Source organism: Citrobacter sp. Cpo030, from assembly GCF_030333005.1.
In the GTDB taxonomy this organism is placed as follows: domain Bacteria; phylum Pseudomonadota; class Gammaproteobacteria; order Enterobacterales; family Enterobacteriaceae; genus Citrobacter; species Citrobacter portucalensis.
Genome location: NZ_JAOWGT010000069.1, coordinates 33,999 through 50,444, shown reverse-complemented (window position 1 = coordinate 50,444; position 16,446 = coordinate 33,999). Strand labels below are relative to the sequence as shown.

Below are 16,446 nucleotides of genomic sequence, written 5' to 3'. Positions count from 1 at the left end.
TGCCTGATGGCGCTGCGCTTATCAGGCCTACGATTTACACGCTGCCGTAGGCCGGATAAGGCGCCAGCGCGCAGATTTGTATGCAAAACGGTTTTACACAATAACCGCAATCACTATGCCTGATGGCGCTACGCTTATCAGGCCTACGATTTGCACGCTGCCGTAGGCCGGATAAGGCGCCAGCGCCGCATCCGGCTAAAACATCAGAATTTCCACGAAACGCTGCCGACAATACTGCGCTCGGCGCCGAAGTAGCAGTATGAGAGCGAGTTACAGGCCGCAACGTAGCGCTTGTCGGTCAGGTTGTTAACGTTCAACTGCGCGCTCAACCCTTTAATGCCGATATTCGTTAAGTCGTAACCAATCACCATATCCACCAGCGTGTAGGACGGCAGGGTGTGAGTATTCAGGCGATCGCTGGTAATACCGTTAACGTAGCGCACGCCTGAACCCAACGTCAGACCGTCCAGCGGACCGCTTTTCACATCGTAGCTCAGCCAGGTACTGGCCTGATTACGCGGGGCGTACACTGCGCGCTTGCCCTGCTCTTCCGGGCTGCTTTTCTTATAGCGAATGTCGGTATAGGTATACGCCGCCTGCAAACGGAAGCTATCCGTCAGTTGGCTAATTGCCTCCAGCTCCACCCCTTCAGATTCAATTTCCCCAATCGAGCGGTACGGATCGGTCGGCTCTTCTTTGGTGGCGATATTCGTCTGATTGATACGGAATACCGATGCGCTGAACTGGCTGTTGAGTCCTTCCGGCTCATATTTCAGCCCGGCTTCCCACTGCTTGCCTTTCATCGGATCCAGCAGATTGCCGTTCTCATCGGCAAAGCTGGTTGGCGTAAAGGCAGTGGAATAACTCACGTACGGCGCAAAGCCGTTATCGAATAAATAGAGCAACGCGGCGCGGGTGCTGAAGTTGTTTTTATCCAGATCGCTGCGAGTATTCTTGATCTTATCAATGTTAGAAACGCTGACCTGATCGTAACGACCACCGAGCGTAATACGCCAGCGATCCCATGACATCTGATCCTGCAAATAGTAACCCGTCTGGCGCAGCTTGTGTTTCTCACGCGCATACATGTCGATGTAATCAGGCTTCGCGCCGTACACTGGATTAAAAGCGTCAATCGGCGGGAAAGCGCCGTAGTAACCGGTAGTATTGTTGCTGCGATCCTGATAGTCGATCCCCACCAGCAGACGGTGGTTTACCTGCCAGGTATCAAAGCTGCCGTCGAGCTGGTTATCCAGCGTAATCGCCGACATTTTTTCATCGGAGCCGGAGTAACCGCGATTAAGCTCGGTTTCATTCAGCCAGCCCGCCGCATACACCTGATTCAGCTCAACGTCGGTATGCAGATAGCGCAGCTTTTGCCGCACCGACCAACCGCTATCAAACATATGCTCAATGTTGTAGCCCACCATGTTTTCACGGCGATCGTATTTGTCGTAATCATCCTCGCCTTCGTAAAAGGTGTTGGAGATCTTTTGCCCGTAATGCGGAACCACGGTGCCGTCATACGGCAGACCGGAGTGGCTACCGCCTTCCGGGTCACGGTGCAGATAGGCCATCAGATCCAGACGCGTCTGGTCGGTGATACGCCAGGTCAGGCTGGGCATCAGCGCGTAACGCTCTTCCTTCAATGGACCAAACTGCGAGTCCGCGTAACGCGTCATCCCGCTCAGTCGCGCCGCCACGCGATCGTTATCATCCAGTGCCCCGGTAACGTCAAACGCCGCGCCGCGCTGGTTATTGTTGCCAGCAAACAGCTTCACTTCGCCGCCCGCATCAAACGACGGCTTACGTGAGGTCAACGCCACAATACCGCCCGGAGAGGAACGACCATACAGTACGGAAGCCGGGCCACGTACGACTTCGATATCTTCGAGGAACCACGGATCGACCACCAGCGAGCTGTGTGAGTTGGTGTCGCCCATCATCTTCAGACCATCGAGATAGACGTTATCCAGGCTACCGTCAGAAAAGCCACGTAGCACGATGTAGTCAAAGCGGTTGGAGGCGCCAATCTGATTGCTGTACACCCCCGGCGTATAGCTGACGGCCTGGCGCACGCTGGTTGCGCCCTGCTCTTCAAACTGCTCACGGGTAACGATCGATACCGACTGCGGCGTTTCAATATCCGGCGTGGCAAGCTTCGTGGCCCCGCTCTGCATCTGCGAGGTGACAACCACCGTATCGTTTTTTGTTGTTTCCTGCGCCAGCAGAGGAAAAGCCACGCTGCCGGTCACCCATCCCACCAGCAGCGCCAAGCGAGTCTTCGCGAACATGAATATCTCCAAAGGCATGTCTAATTGTAAGTGAGAATTATTACCTTTTTGCTGACGGAGATAGCTATGCCGAATGCCAGGTTGCCTATGCGCAGTGCCAAATTGTCAGGAAATCACGTGCGTAAAACGCAAATATGGATTAGCAAAGTTTGAGCAAATCGCCGGGCGAAAAGCCGTAACGGCGACGAAAAGCGGTAGAAAAGTTGGTGGCGTGCTGATAACCCGACATCCAGGCCGCCTGTTGTACGCTATATCCTTCCAGTAGATAGCCGCGCGCACGTTCCAGACGGCAATCGCGCAGGTAGTCGAATACCGAACAGCCATAGGCTGCGCGAAACTTACTGCGCAGGCTACTGGGACTCATCGCTGCGCGTTGTGCCAGGTCATTAAGGGTGTAGTCATTTTCGGGACTCTGCTCCAGCAGTCGGCGAACGACCTCCAGCCGCTGCTGCTCCCCGCTCGCCGCAAGACGTTTACCGCTCTCGACCTGACACACGCTGAGGCCATGACCGAACAGTTGTAATATCAGCCCTTCCAGCATCAGCTGACGAGAAACATGGCTAATCGTGCTCTGCTGCGCGTACTGCAGTCCGCTGAGTAAAAACCCCGGCACCTGCCAGATAAGCGTTGGCGTCTGGCATCTTTCCCACTCACGCATCAACGATTCGAGCAACCCCGTGCGACACGCGCCGTCGGGATACAAACCAAGCGATAATGTCCGCAGTTTACAATCAGCATGATGACGGGCACGCATCGTCTGGTGCTCACTCAAGCGTGAGCTAAACGCCATGCCGGAGCGCACCACGTGCTCCTGTCCGTTAAGCGTCAGGATCACGCAGCCTTCCAGTACCACCAGCATATACAGAGGGCTGTCGTGACGAGAGGTGGTTTCGTAGGGTTGCAATACCTGTACGTCGGAGTGCGTCACGCACATCCCACATGGGAGAGTCATCTCCTCAATTTCACCTTGCAGAACAGGGCTGCCAGACGGTAAATCCGGCCTTTGTGCCAACTGGGGAAAGCGGTAATCGATCCCGTAGCGCTCACCAAAATCCATAAACTCGCTGACGGAGAAAGTGCGAGCGACGCGTCCGGAGGCATTCAGGGCGGTGGTATTGTTCATGCTGTCTTCTGCACAGGAAATGGGATTAACGGTTTATAACTGAAGCAACATTACCATTACCTGCGCATCACGACAATAATAATGAGAACTATTATCAATATGGATAATTAGCAGAATAAACAGATTAATCCAGCCAGTTTAGATCTGTCGATGAGATACACGGCGCAGCCTCTTTTAACCAGCGATACAGCAGCTCAATATTTCTAAGCCGTGTTGAAGTCTTTGGCCAGACAAGGTAGTAGCCCTCGCCAGTCGCTACCGCATCTTTAAACGGTAACGCCAACATCCCTGCCTGAATGGCCGCCTGGCTTAACAGCAGGTCGGCAACGGACACGCCATGACCGCTCATCGCAGCAAGACTGCCCTGCTCCAGGGTGTCGAACACTTTGCCTCGCGCAAGATTCAACGCCGGAAACTTCCCGGTGCGTTGCAGCCACCGACGCCAGTCACGGCGATCCGCTGAGGGATGAATCAGTTCACAGGCAGAAAGATCGCACTGCGCCTGCACCAGCAGTGCGGTTGAGCACACCGGGATAAGCCACTCCTGAAACAGCAACCGGCTGTCGGTATCGTCACCAAAATGGCCATTCCCTAACAGGATCGCACAGTCATACGGTTCACGACCGAAGGATACCGAATCGGTATCCATCCAGACGCTGGAAATTTCGACAACCGGGGTCGGATGCGCTTCACGGAAATGACGCAGCACGTCCAGAAGCCAACGCATCGTCAACGTAGACGGCGCTTTCAGCCGTAGCTCATGACTGCTGCTGCGAAAGGCATGACACGCGTGTTCCAGACTCTGAAACCCAGCCGTCAACTGCTGCGCCAGCCCTTGGCCAGAAGGCGTTATCTCGATACGCGGGCCGCTGCGGACAAATAGCTCACAACCAAACCATGCCTCCAGCGTGCGAATATGACGGCTTACCGCGCCCGGCGTCACGTTAAGTTGAATAGCGGCTTTACTGAACGATCCCAGACGGGCTGCGGCTTCAAAAGCCCTCAGGGCATACAACGGAGGTAGCGTCATTCTCAGCTTCTATGTTGAGTTTTACTCACAGTAGAGCGCAGTTTTATTCGTTTTTCAATGCGCCACGCAGGCGGAATACTGATGGAAAATATCATCAGGATAATCAGGTATGAATTTCACTTTACTGGCTGCCTATAGCCTCAGCGTAGTAACCCTGCTGTTAACTCCGGGTCCTGTCGTGGCGCTGATTACCACCACCGCGTCGCAGCACGGCTATCGCCGGGCCTTTCTCACGCTGATTGGCACTAACGGCGCTTCTTTAGTATTGATTGCTCTGGCTGCACTGATGTTAGCTGGTGTGGTTTCAATCTCTGCGATATGGCTTGGCGTACTGGGTCTTGTGGGATCGTTGTATATCGGTGTGATGGCGATTAACGGCCTGCGGGCCAGGGACTCAAACCCCGGACTGTGTGCGCCAAAACGCGATAACAGCGGGCTTATCCATGGATTTCTGACAGGGGTCGCTAACCCAAAGGACATTTTGTTTTTCGTAGCGTTTTTTCCCCAGTTCATTGCCATTACGCAAGATTTCACCACCAGCATTCTGACGCTAACGCTGGTGTGGGTTATTTTTGATGTTACGGTGCTGTCTTTTTACATCATAGTTTTCAAACGCTGGATGCCAGAGCGGTTTGCCAGACGCAGCGTTTTTATCTCCTCCCTGTTTCTACTCGCGGTGGCGGTGTTTGGCATTATTTATAATGTACACGCGCTACAAATGCTCTCACCCGCGATGTGATCCCCAACGAATTGTTCAGCCAGACATCTCATCTTGCACCGGGAGGAATAAAATAAGAACAAATCGACATTAACATTATTAATGGATTTATAAACCAGGATTCAGAAAATATAGACGATAACATTTTCCCGGCGTTCAACTGGCACCCTCACCCATGACAATGCATCAACGGCGACAGGTGCCATTTCATTTTCTAAGCGAAGTAGAGGTGTGTTGCCATCCGGCACAACCGTGCTTTCACCGATCTCAAGAACGCCCCGAAAAGAAATGGACACATTGTCTGGCGTATCCGACAACCTTATCCATTCGGTTGTAATCACTAACTTTCGAGTAAACATTCGCTGTCCTTTGCGTGTGGTATATATCCGATAATTTCACAGGTAGATCAATACACTCTTTGAACAAACAGAAATTTGTCCCCCATATCAGTTAAGCATTACTTAACAGAAAGAAAATTGAAGTAATAAAACTCATTCGAAATATGTTTCACAAATTCAACCGGCAGGTTATGTTTGATGAACGTTAACTTTGCAAACTCAGTATCGCCGTACACTCGAATACAGAAAGGTTTGACTATCTCGCCCTGCACGCCAAAGCACTCCTGAAGCCGGGTGTCATCCATAAAAATAAAGTCACCTTTTCTGACCTTAATACTTTCATGAAGGCCTTGCCACTTCTCCGGAGTGAGCAAAAAGCTCTCCCATCCATTATTTCTCAACACTTCAATCGTGTGAGTAAATTTAAAATAGTCGTTTTGCATTGTCACATCACCGCTCGATGTGGCGTACAAATATTCTATTTTAAATTTAAGTTGTGCATTGAGGCTTTTTTTCTTCCCCTCATCAATTAACCACTGAAGCTCACTGACAATGCTCTTCGAAAAGATTTTTCTTTTTTTTGCAATAGCCAGCCAATGCATAATGAATAGATGCTCTGACATTTTAGAGTAGATTTTATGATCCTTTATTGCAATACCAATTGCGACTAACGCACTCCAGGTAAAGGCTTCAAGATCATCCTGATAATGATGTCGTAACGTACTAACTCTTCCAGTATCCCTTACCACTTAAACCTGCCCAAATAAATCATCATTGTTATTCCACGTCATTCTTGTATTACTCTATTAAAAAATTACTACAACTAAAATCGCCAAAATATGATCCAGATTAACTTATCCCTATGTAATAAACGTGCAAATATAATACATCATACTTATTAATCATTAATCCGGGGTAGCTCAACAATGACTAATAAGAATAATGCGATAAAGATAAAGGTTAATAATAATCACCAGTAATCAATATCACCTTCTGTGATGAGACCTGTAAACAGAAAAAGCAAACTACCGGGCATTCAGCAAGCCGGAAGTTTGCTTATTACAGACGAAGTTAATAGAAAATACCGATGATCAGGGTATGCGTTACAAAGCCCACAATCAACGGTACGGCGGTACGTTTAACCACATCAAATGGCGTTATTTTCGCCCCACTGGAAACGGCAATCACCACGCCGGAAACCGGTGAAATTGCCCGCCCCATATGTGATGCCTGCTGCATCGGCAGGATCATGGCAACAGCGTTAGCGCCCATACTTGCCGCGATTTGCGGGATCAGCTCAACGAAAGCAAGGAATGGCGCATTACCCGATCCCATAATAATTGCTGCCGCCAGTGTCACCAGCGCAAATACCACCGCCATAGCAAATGGAGGTAATCCCACGTGCTCCGCCATCAGGATTAATTGATCAATGGCACCAATAACTTTAATCCCGTGAGCAAAAACACCTGCCGCAACCAGTAGCCCAACCACCCCGGTAAAGGCGGTGCCCATGCCTTTAAGGAAATGGCTGAATCCTTCGCATACTGACTTTAAATCACGCACCCGCAGCCACTCAATCAACATGCAGACAGCCATCGAAATGAGCACAATGGTGATAATATTCAAGTTAATACCACTGACGAACATTCCCGATGATCCCACCGCCATCAGTATCGGAAGCATCGGGAGAAGCGCATAAAAAGCCGGGGCTTTTCCTGAATCAGTCACCTCAGCGCTACCGATTTCCCGTGGAAGCGTCCCCGCTTTACGGTCGCAATGCCGCTGCCAGAAGAAATGGCAGACGCCGACGACCAGCACGGTTGCCAGCGCTGCGGGTCCCTGGTGGTAAACAACGTATTCCACCACATCCATATTGACCGCTTTAGATCCCCTGATAGCATCGATGGCCGTCGGGGTATACGCCACACCAAGCGAGGTGGCAATAACCCCAGCAGCCGAGGCCGCAGAAAGCCCTAACCCCAGCATAATGGGGAACATCGTCCCCATCAGCAATACGGCAAGCCCGGTAGCGGATGGGATAGCCAACTGCAGGAGGCTGGCGAGCAGATAGGAGAAAAATAGAAGCACATAGGGCGAACGCAGCGCGCGCAAAGGTTTCGTCACGACCCGCACAACCGCTTCATTTGCCCCGATATGATCCATGTAATGCGCAAATCCCATAAGCGCCATAATCATCAGGCCGAGATCGGCAGCACGCGTACTAAAGAGATCGCGCATCACCTCGAAAGGATCGAGAAATGAAATCCCCGTACTGGCGACGCCCTTCGGTAATACAGAACCCCATCCGGTTAACGCCGTACAAATCATCAACACCAGGCCCGCAATGAACAGCACGGGTTCAGCGCGATAACCTTTCAGTATCAGACGCGCGACCACCACGATAACCAGTAGGGCAATTAACACCTGAATCATGACTGAGCTCTCCTCTGCGCGAACTCAGCAAAGGTTTCCTCAATGACCGCTACCACCACATCGCTGGCGGCTCGCAGTGAACGCACCGGTAGATATTCATAAATTGAATGAAAGTTATGAGCACCGGTAAAAATATTCGGGCAAGGCAGTCCTTTCTGCGATAGCACTGCGCCATCATACCCACCACGCATGGCGACAGGTTGCGGGGTAATGCCACACTTCTGATACGCGCGTAACGCAATATCAATCGGGTAGTGTGCATCGCCCTGCAAGCTATTGAACACATTGGCATAGCGATCGGTTAAATGACAGACCACGCTGTTTTCTCCCCACAGCGCGCAGGTGCTGACGGCAAGCTGGCGGATATATGCCATACGCGCCTTATACCCTTCTTCGGTAAAATCCCGGATATCCAGCTTAAGTACCGTACGGGCGCTGTTACCCTGAAGCTGTTTTACCCAGTAATACCCTTCGCGTCCTTCCGTATACTCAGGCGCCTCTCCTCCGGGCAGCATCGCAATAAACTTATGCGCCATCAGCAGAGAGTTCTTCAGCTTACCTTTGGCCGACATAGGGTGCGCGGACTGGCCGGTAAAGATGATTTCCGCATCACCCGCGTTCCAGTTCTCATAGACAAACTCTCCAATGCCGCAGCAGTCCAGGGTATAGCCAAAATCAGCGCCAAACGCAGCAACATCAAACGCTTTTGCTCCCCGTAATCCCTGCTCTTCATCAGGAACAAAACCGACCTTCACCGGCCCATGCTTAATCTCCGGATGCGCGACAAGGTACTCCAGAGCATTCATAATCGCGGCGATGGCGGCTTTATCATCAGCCCCTAGCAGACTGGTACCATCCGTCACCAGCAGGTCATCGCCGACATAATTTTTCAGTTCCGGAAATTCACTTTCACGCAGATAAATATTCAGCTCTTGATTCAGACACAAATCCCCACCGCTGTAGTGAAGACGTTGCGCATTTGTGTCCGCGGTCTGTTCCGCGCTGGTATCCAGATGACCAAAAAAGGAAACGACAGGGATCGTGTCATCGGTATTTCCAGGTAAGGTCGCGGTCACAATAGCGGTATCCCTGACCTCAATGTTTTCCATTCCTAATGCTTCAAGTTCTACTGCAAGTAGTTTTGCCAGTTCCATTTGACCAGGTGAAGAAGGCATTATCCCATTAGCACCATTTTCCCTTGAGGTCGTGGTATTGATTTTCGTGTAGTTAATAAAGCGTTCAACAATATCCATTCCAGGAGATCCTTTAATGTATCATTTACGAGGTACTGCAAGAGAAGACCTGCATACAGCGTGGGTTGAATAATCTGAGAACAAAATAAAATCAGCGCTCATCCCAGAACGCTGATTTTATGGGTGTTACGACAACGATTTATATAAAGGAAGATAAAAAAGGCCAGTAATTATACCAGTAATTAAAAACTCCATTTGATTGATAAAATCATATTCCCTGTCTGTTTTTACTACATTTTCCATGGTGTTAAGCTAACAGAAGTCATAAACGGCATTCGTATGCCTAAGGGATAATAAAAATCATTTAGATTCTTGCCCCCGACACCGACACAAGACATACCATCGCTATATTTTTTTAATGAACGAATGCTGTAACAGCAACATGCAACCGTTTGCACCTCTCTACAAATAGCCACTTAACGCAATAAAATCCGTGAACAAAATCACAATTACTTCAAAAGCGAGAATTAACATAACGCTTAAAAACAGACAGTTATAAGAAAAACTATATAATACCCCTACAAATAAAGATGAAATCACACTATTCATCATGAAATAGATTCATAGCGATACTATTTCAACATTACCGTATGGTTCACAGAACAAAATCTTTCGTCATCACTAATGCAAAACAACAAGAACAATAATATTAAATTATCTATTTATGACGATTATCAAAATTATACACAGGCAAAAAAAACCTCTCCCCTGAGAAGAGATTCAGGGCAGAGGTAATACGGGTGTTAAGGACATTTTTATAGTTTTGATGATAACAGAAGAGCTTCTTGCTGGATTGAGTATACACACTTCATGACGTTAAGAAAATTCTTAAAAAGAATTAAAAGAAAACACCATTAAAAATCCTTTTTATAATAAAGACATGTTTATCAAATAAAACAAAATTAGGATAGGGGAAAATTAAACATCACTAATCTATAGTATTACGCAACTGGGACTAACAACACATCATTACGGCCAATACCACTACTGACGATGTCTGAATGTTCAATAAATTTAATATATTCATACACCGCTCAGCTAACGAGAGTTAAAAAATTATAAAATAAGCTAAACGCAATTTTTCGTCATAGATCACATTTTCCCGACAGGACGATTCCCCTACTTGCCCATACTGGTATGATTCAGCAGATAAATACCTATCAACTCAACCCGAGGCTTTGATGCTGGAGAATGTAATCATCAGATAATCAGCTTACCGACCTTTTCAGGCCGGACTGGTTATCAATGCGCCGAAATCGAATGCGGACACCGCTGTGTGTTTGCACGTTTTGCACATGATGATTAAACAGGTTTTCCAGTATGAATTTATCCCGTCAGGAACAACGTACCTTACACGTTCTCGCCAAAGGTGGCCGTATTGCTCACGTCCGCGATGCATCTGGTCGTGTCACTTCCGTCGAATGCTATAGCCGCGAAGGGTTACTGCTCTGCGACTGCACGCTCGACGTATTCAAAAAACTCAGAACGAAAAAACTGATCAAATCCGTTAATGGTCAGCCCTACCGCATCAATACCACCGGGCTGAACAACGTTCGCGCCCAACTGGATAATCGCTAAGGAGAGAGAGATGGATATCCCGAAGATTTTTACGATCAGCGAAAGCGCACATCGCATTCATAATCCGTTCACCGCGCAAAAATATGCGACGTTAGGTCAAGTTTTACGGATGCCCCCAGGAACCCGCATCCTGGATCTCGGCAGCGGCTCGGGCGAGATGTTGTGCACCTGGGCACGGGATCATGGAATTTCCGGCGTTGGTATCGATATGAGCCAGTTATTCAGTGAGCAAGCCACCCTGCGGGCAAGTGAATTGGGCGTCACTGAGCACGTGCGTTTTATTCATGCCGATGCAACAGGTTATATCGCCGAAGAAAAATTCGATATTGCCGCCTGCGTTGGTGCAACCTGGATTGCCGGCGGCGTTGCCGGAACGATCAAACAGCTGGAACAAAGTCTCAAACCAGGCGGGATCCTGCTCATCGGCGAACCGTACTGGCGTCAGATGCCCGCAACGGAGGAGATCGCTATGGCTTGCGGCGCGACTTCAGTAGCCGATTTTCTTTCTCTGCCAGAACGCGTTTCGTCTTTCGACCTGCTCGGTTATGACGTGGTGGAAATGGTACTGGCTGACCAGGAAGGTTGGGACAGATACGAGGCGGCAAAATGGTTGACAATGCGCCGGTGGCTGGAGGCAAATCCGGACGATGAGTTTGCCGCCGAAGTCAGAGAGCAACTGAGAAGTTCACCAGTCCGCCACGTTGCATTCACCCGGGAATATATCGGGTGGGGCGTGTTCGCACTCATGCAGAGGTAATAAATGCAGTCGGTATAGCCTGGCAGGTTATACCGACTTTTTCATCGCATCATCGCTTACTTCATTAATACTTCAACAAATTTAGCTAACCATTGCGGATGCGCGGGCCATGCTGGTGCCGTCACCAGATTGCCATCAACATGGGCCTGATCAATGCCAATATCGGCATAATGTCCACCGCTCAGACGAACCTCGGGCGCACAGGCCGGATAAGCGCTACAGGTCCGGTTTTCTAACACCCCCGCCGCCGCTAACAGTTGGGGCCCATGACAAACTGCGGCGATAGGTTTACCGGCAGTGTTGAAATCTTGCACCAGCTTAATGACATCCGGATTCAGTCGAAGATATTCCGGAGCACGCCCGCCGGGGATCAACAGTGCGTCGTAATCGGCGGCCCGCGCCTCGGCAAAATTCGCATTTAACGTAAAACGATGCCCCGGCTTTTCACTGTATGTCTGCGCCCCATCAAAATCGTGAATGGCGGTTTGAACGTAGTCACCCTGACTTTTATCCGGACAGACGGCATCCACACGATGCCCAAGCATTTGCAAAGCCTGAAAAGGCACCATCGTTTCATAATCTTCGACATAATCTCCGACCAGCATCAGTATCTTCTTCATTCACATCCCCCACTCACGGTTATTAATGATGAAAAATAACGGCCATCTTTACTATAGTCCACACGGTTCATGGCATTAATAAATACAACAGAACAATCGGCCAGATCACAATCCACGGCAAGGCCCGCCAGACGAGGGCTCAGAGCCAACGGCGTGACATATGTTCATGCTGATGAATATAAATTATATATAAATATATAGTTGAGAAATTTTAATAGAAGCCAGCTTCACTCATTATATAAAACTAAGAGATTGCAACGCATATCTCTTGTGCTATATTTCGCATAAAATTTACCCGCGATCACTTTATTTATTATTCAATATTTAAAATACGCAGAATATTTATTATCTATTATTATTTCATTCACCTGATATCAGGTAAAAATACGCAAAGGTTAATCCTATGATGACAAGACGTTCATTCGTCAGACAAGGCCTGGTGACTTCAACGAGTATGCTACTCGCCGGTATGACGGGCTTCAGCTTTAGCCAACTTGCCCGCGCAACAGAGAACCGCCGCTGGCAAATGCCAGATGAAGGCGCACCGCATGCGGCAACCTGGATGGCGTTTGGTGCCAGTGCGGAGATCTGGGAGCCTCATCTGCTACCGGTGGTGCAGAAAAACCTGGCGTTAGTTGCCAAAACCATCGCCGCATTTGAACCCGTGAATATGTTAGTACGCGAAGAAGACAGCGAGCTCGCCGCGCGTCTGTGCGGGCCGTCAGTCAATCTTCTGGTTCACCCAATAGACGATCTGTGGATCCGCGACACCGGGCCGGTGTTTGTGAAAAGCGCCAGCGGCGCGCTCGGCGGAGTGGGATTTAATTTCAACGGCTGGGGCAATAAGCAAGAGCACGAACGAGATGCCGATGTGGCTGAATTTGTTACTGATTACATTCATGCCGAGTTTATTCGCTCGGCGCTAACACTGGAAGGTGGCGGTATTGAGGTAGATGGTGAAGGCACGGCGATTATTACCGAGAGCTGCGTGCTTAACTCCAACCGTAATCCTGGCGTCAGCAAAGCCGAATGCGAAGAAGAACTTAAGCGACTGCTAGGTCTGGAGAAAATCATCTGGTTGCCGGGTATTGCCGGCAAGGATATTACCGACGGCCATACAGATTTTTACGCCCGATTCACGCATCCGGGTATGGTGGTGGCGGGTCTTGAGCAGGATCCGTCATCCTTTGATTACGCGATCACCCGACGTCATCTGGACATATTACGGGCCGCCACGGATGCCAAAGGCCGACGGTTGGAGGTAGTCACGCTGGAAGGACCTTCTACCATCCGCCAGACTTATGCGAGCGATGATTTCGCCGCGGGGTATATCAATTTTTATCTGTGTAATGATGCCGTCATTGCACCGCAATTTGGCGATAAGCGCACCGATCGTAATACCCATACTATTTTGCAGGATCTGTTTGCCGATCGTGAAATTATTCAGTTGAATATCGACGGTATCGCTGCCGGTGGCGGCGGTATTCACTGCGCGACACAGCAGCAGCCTCGTTAATGATTAACAATTGAGTGTGTTGTGGGAAGGTGGGGAAACTCACTTTCCTGGCAATAAAAAAATGATTCCCTTAGAAAGATGCCTCCGTAGGTTAAATTTTAATAAACAAAGCACCTAATTAACATTTATGAAATAAATACCATTAAAAGATAACACTTTAATAGCTTTCATCGATCTTTCATGGTATTTATGATCTGCTAAGCCTATCGATAAAATCTATCAAAAAATTTATATTGATCGTTATTATCGATCGTATATTCTGTCTTAAATAATGACTTCTGACGCAACTTTTATTATCAGTACAGCCACAAAGATTGTTCTCCCCTGCGTTGTGAAACACAGTGAAATTATCGATGGTTACATTTAAAAAATCCATATAACATATTTTAGAATAGTTTTCAATTAGCGAAAACATCCAAAAATACACATTTCAAACCTCTAGTCTAACCTGTTTTAAGTAGATGACTTAAATCGAGAACGGTGATAACTCACTGAGAATTGCGAATGATGATATTGCTAAGAAAAACGGAAAGTATAAATTTCATTAATACATTTAGAGACTATTTTTGTGTCGGCATCGCGTTTTTTGCATTACAGCTGGTCGCAGGTCATCTCAGTAAGCAAGAGGATGTTGCGGGTATAACACTGCATTTTTACGATCTCACTTTACCTCTCATTTCTGCACTGCTGGTTTTATACCGGCAAAAGGCACTGCCAATTTTGGCTACCTTTTTCTTGTATGCGCTTTACTCTTACTCTTTATCTTCGGTATTCACACTAACGGCTCAGCTACTGGCTGCTCTCATTAGCCAGACACTCTACTTTTTCTCGACAGGCAAACGAGGCGCGGTTAGCTTTGGTCGTAGCCAGCTTACAACCCAGCGTATTGTCTGGCTCGTGTGTTGCAACGCCTTACTATTCATCTCGATTGATCACTGGTTCCAATCGAACACAGCCTCTGCACCGATCGCAAACCTTTTTACACTACAAACATTAATTAACTTACAGTGGCTGATGAACTCTTGCCTGACTGGCATCCCTTTTTGTTATCTGTTGCTTAGAAGCGTTCAAAATCCTGCATGGTGCATTCTATACATTAGACAAGTAAAGGCGCTGATAAAATCCGGCCCTCCTATTCTGTATCAAGTATTATGGCTGGTGCTGTTACTCTGCATTATGTCCGCTTTGATCGTCATCAGAGAAGATATTCTTATATTTACAGACTATTCATTACTGTGGTTACTTCCAGTAATGCTATGGGGAGTGATCTGCATTGGCCATGCTTTGATATCCCCTGTATGGGTAACAATGCTCATCCTGTTGGGATATTATATAAACAGCTATATTCCGCCTGCTAACTATGATAATTATTTACATAGTCTCGTGATTTCCTCCACGATAGTGTTTGTCTTTTCTCTTACGATTGTTGTTACCGGTGTACTTGTGGTTCATAACCGAAAATATCTTCGCCGCCTCAAACAACTTTTTAGATCAGAGCCTAACACTGGACTGCCTAACTTTCAGGCCCTGCAAATGGACATCCGTAAACACGCAACAGAGTGCTTGTGTTACATCCGTTGTACAGAGTTGAATACGCTGGAACAAACTCATGGAATAGAATTCCGTTTTGAATTTGTAAAAGCGCTAAGCGCATATGTACGTAAATTGATTAAGGGTACAGGTGATATTTATTACGCACCAGGTCATGGAATAATTCTTCGCCTTAATGCTGTCCCTGACATTCCTGATCTCTACAAGGACCTAAACTCTTTTCGCTTTATCTGGAAGGACTACCAATTAGGACTATCTTGTGGTGTGGCATATACCACCGAGAAAAACCTGATTAAAAATTTATCTCAAGCAATTAAGCATCTTAATACCCAAAGCTACATCTCGTTAATGCAGGGGCAACCGTTGTTACTCAGCCCGCAAGTGCCAGGTGATAAAATTGTCAGTCAGGCGGTCATTCGCCATATGTTGCAAAAAGCAATTGATAGAAAGTCGTTTGAACTTATGGCTCAACCCATAGTCTCAACGATGCTGGTTGTTCAGCCGATCGTTTCAACCACGGGACTGACACGTTATCACGAGATACTTATTCGGATAAAAATGGTTGATGGTAAGTTAATCTTTCCAGATACCATCCTACCGGTTGCTCGCGAGGCAGGATTACTTCCTGCGCTGGATATCACTGTCATAGAGCAAACATTTCGTTTTATACAGTCACGGCAGAAATCTGACCCGAACAGTCATTTCTCCATTAATCTGACGCCAGATTCACTTAATAAAATCGATTTTCTTGATAATGTTTTCACATTGTTTAGAAAATACTCAATAGCACCTGAACGTATAATTTTTGAAGTCATTGAGTCAGATATCATTGACAACGCAAATGTCACTGATGTTCTGAGAGCACTACGTAAAGCCGGTTCTAAAATTGCTATTGATGATTTTGGCACAGGAGCGTCAAGCTATTCACGACTACGAACGTTAGACGCAGATATTCTGAAAATTGATGGCTCCTTCATCCGTAATATACTGACCGATGAATTTAGTCGATGCGCTGTCAGATCCTTCTGCGAAGTAGCAAAACTCAAAAACATGGAAGTAGTCGCTGAGTTTGTTGAAAATGAGGAAATTGAAAAGATGCTAATTACGATGGGTATTGGTTGGTTACAGGGATACCATATAGGGAAACCCGTTCCTATTGAGTTGGCTGAATTATAATTCAGTAATTATAATAATAATTATATTCCTACATTGATTCACTTACCGGCTCCCGTGCC

At 47.7% G+C, this 16,446-nt stretch carries 13 protein-coding genes; 5 read left to right on the top strand and 8 right to left on the bottom strand.

Annotated elements, in window-relative coordinates; genetic code table 11:
- Nucleotides 1–203 precede the first annotated feature (203 nt).
- From foxA to OGY37_RS15865, 3 genes are all read right to left on the bottom strand, one after another.
- Nucleotides 204–2,312: a ferrioxamine B receptor FoxA gene (gene foxA / locus OGY37_RS15875; protein ID WP_122973923.1), complete on the bottom strand. Its 2,109-nt coding sequence runs from the start codon at nt 2,310–2,312 to the stop codon at nt 204–206.
- A 121-nt stretch (nt 2,313–2,433) separates the two neighbouring features.
- The gene (locus tag OGY37_RS15870) at nt 2,434–3,417 is read right to left on the bottom strand and encodes a helix-turn-helix transcriptional regulator (RefSeq protein ID WP_063941267.1); all 984 of its coding nucleotides are present in this window, start codon (nt 3,415–3,417) and stop codon (nt 2,434–2,436) included.
- 124 nt (nt 3,418–3,541) lie between these two features.
- Complete coding sequence (locus OGY37_RS15865) at nt 3,542–4,447, bottom strand: LysR substrate-binding domain-containing protein (protein WP_149384031.1); 906 nt, start codon at nt 4,445–4,447, stop codon at nt 3,542–3,544.
- A 109-nt stretch (nt 4,448–4,556) separates the two neighbouring features.
- Here OGY37_RS15865 and OGY37_RS15860 point away from each other — a divergent pair, with 109 nt between their 5' ends.
- Nucleotides 4,557–5,186: a LysE family translocator gene (locus tag OGY37_RS15860; protein WP_063941265.1), complete on the top strand. Its 630-nt coding sequence runs from the start codon at nt 4,557–4,559 to the stop codon at nt 5,184–5,186.
- 101 nt (nt 5,187–5,287) lie between these two features.
- On the opposite strand, the gene OGY37_RS15855 is transcribed toward OGY37_RS15860, so the two are convergent.
- The 4 genes from OGY37_RS15855 to pepT all read right to left on the bottom strand — a co-directional run bounded on the left by OGY37_RS15855 (nt 5,288) and on the right by pepT (nt 9,189).
- A complete protein-coding gene (locus OGY37_RS15855) occupies nt 5,288–5,524 on the bottom strand; it encodes a hypothetical protein (RefSeq protein WP_003830891.1) in 237 nt (78 codons plus the stop codon).
- 98 nt (nt 5,525–5,622) lie between these two features.
- The gene (locus OGY37_RS15850; protein WP_286621215.1) at nt 5,623–6,252 is read right to left on the bottom strand and encodes a DUF2913 family protein; all 630 of its coding nucleotides are present in this window, start codon (nt 6,250–6,252) and stop codon (nt 5,623–5,625) included.
- A 322-nt stretch (nt 6,253–6,574) separates the two neighbouring features.
- Entirely contained in the window at nt 6,575–7,936 is a 1,362-nt protein-coding gene (dcuC, locus tag OGY37_RS15845) for a C4-dicarboxylate transporter DcuC (protein ID WP_286621213.1), read from the bottom strand.
- Complete coding sequence (pepT, locus tag OGY37_RS15840) at nt 7,933–9,189, bottom strand: peptidase T (RefSeq protein ID WP_008783847.1); 1,257 nt, start codon at nt 9,187–9,189, stop codon at nt 7,933–7,935. The genes dcuC and pepT overlap by 4 nt, the downstream gene beginning before the upstream one ends.
- A gap of 1,320 nt (nt 9,190–10,509) precedes the next feature.
- Between pepT and OGY37_RS15835 the strand changes: the two genes are divergently transcribed.
- On the top strand, nt 10,510–10,767 hold the full coding sequence (locus tag OGY37_RS15835; protein ID WP_003021255.1) for a YjhX family toxin: 258 nt from the start codon (nt 10,510–10,512) through the stop codon (nt 10,765–10,767).
- Between the two features lie 10 nt (nt 10,768–10,777).
- Nucleotides 10,778–11,524, top strand: a complete 747-nt coding sequence (locus OGY37_RS15830; protein ID WP_286621211.1) for an SAM-dependent methyltransferase — start codon at nt 10,778–10,780, stop codon at nt 11,522–11,524.
- Between the two features lie 56 nt (nt 11,525–11,580).
- Here OGY37_RS15830 and OGY37_RS15825 read toward each other — a convergent pair whose 3' ends face one another.
- A complete protein-coding gene (locus OGY37_RS15825) occupies nt 11,581–12,144 on the bottom strand; it encodes a DJ-1/PfpI family protein (protein WP_003830885.1) in 564 nt (187 codons plus the stop codon).
- 403 nt (nt 12,145–12,547) lie between these two features.
- On the opposite strand from OGY37_RS15825, the gene OGY37_RS15820 reads away from it, so the two are divergent.
- Together OGY37_RS15820 and OGY37_RS15815 are read left to right on the top strand one after the other, a co-directional pair.
- Entirely contained in the window at nt 12,548–13,660 is a 1,113-nt protein-coding gene (locus OGY37_RS15820; RefSeq protein ID WP_286621209.1) for an agmatine deiminase family protein, read from the top strand.
- Between the two features lie 504 nt (nt 13,661–14,164).
- Complete coding sequence (locus OGY37_RS15815) at nt 14,165–16,387, top strand: EAL domain-containing protein (protein ID WP_286621208.1); 2,223 nt, start codon at nt 14,165–14,167, stop codon at nt 16,385–16,387.
- Nucleotides 16,388–16,446 lie beyond the last annotated feature (59 nt).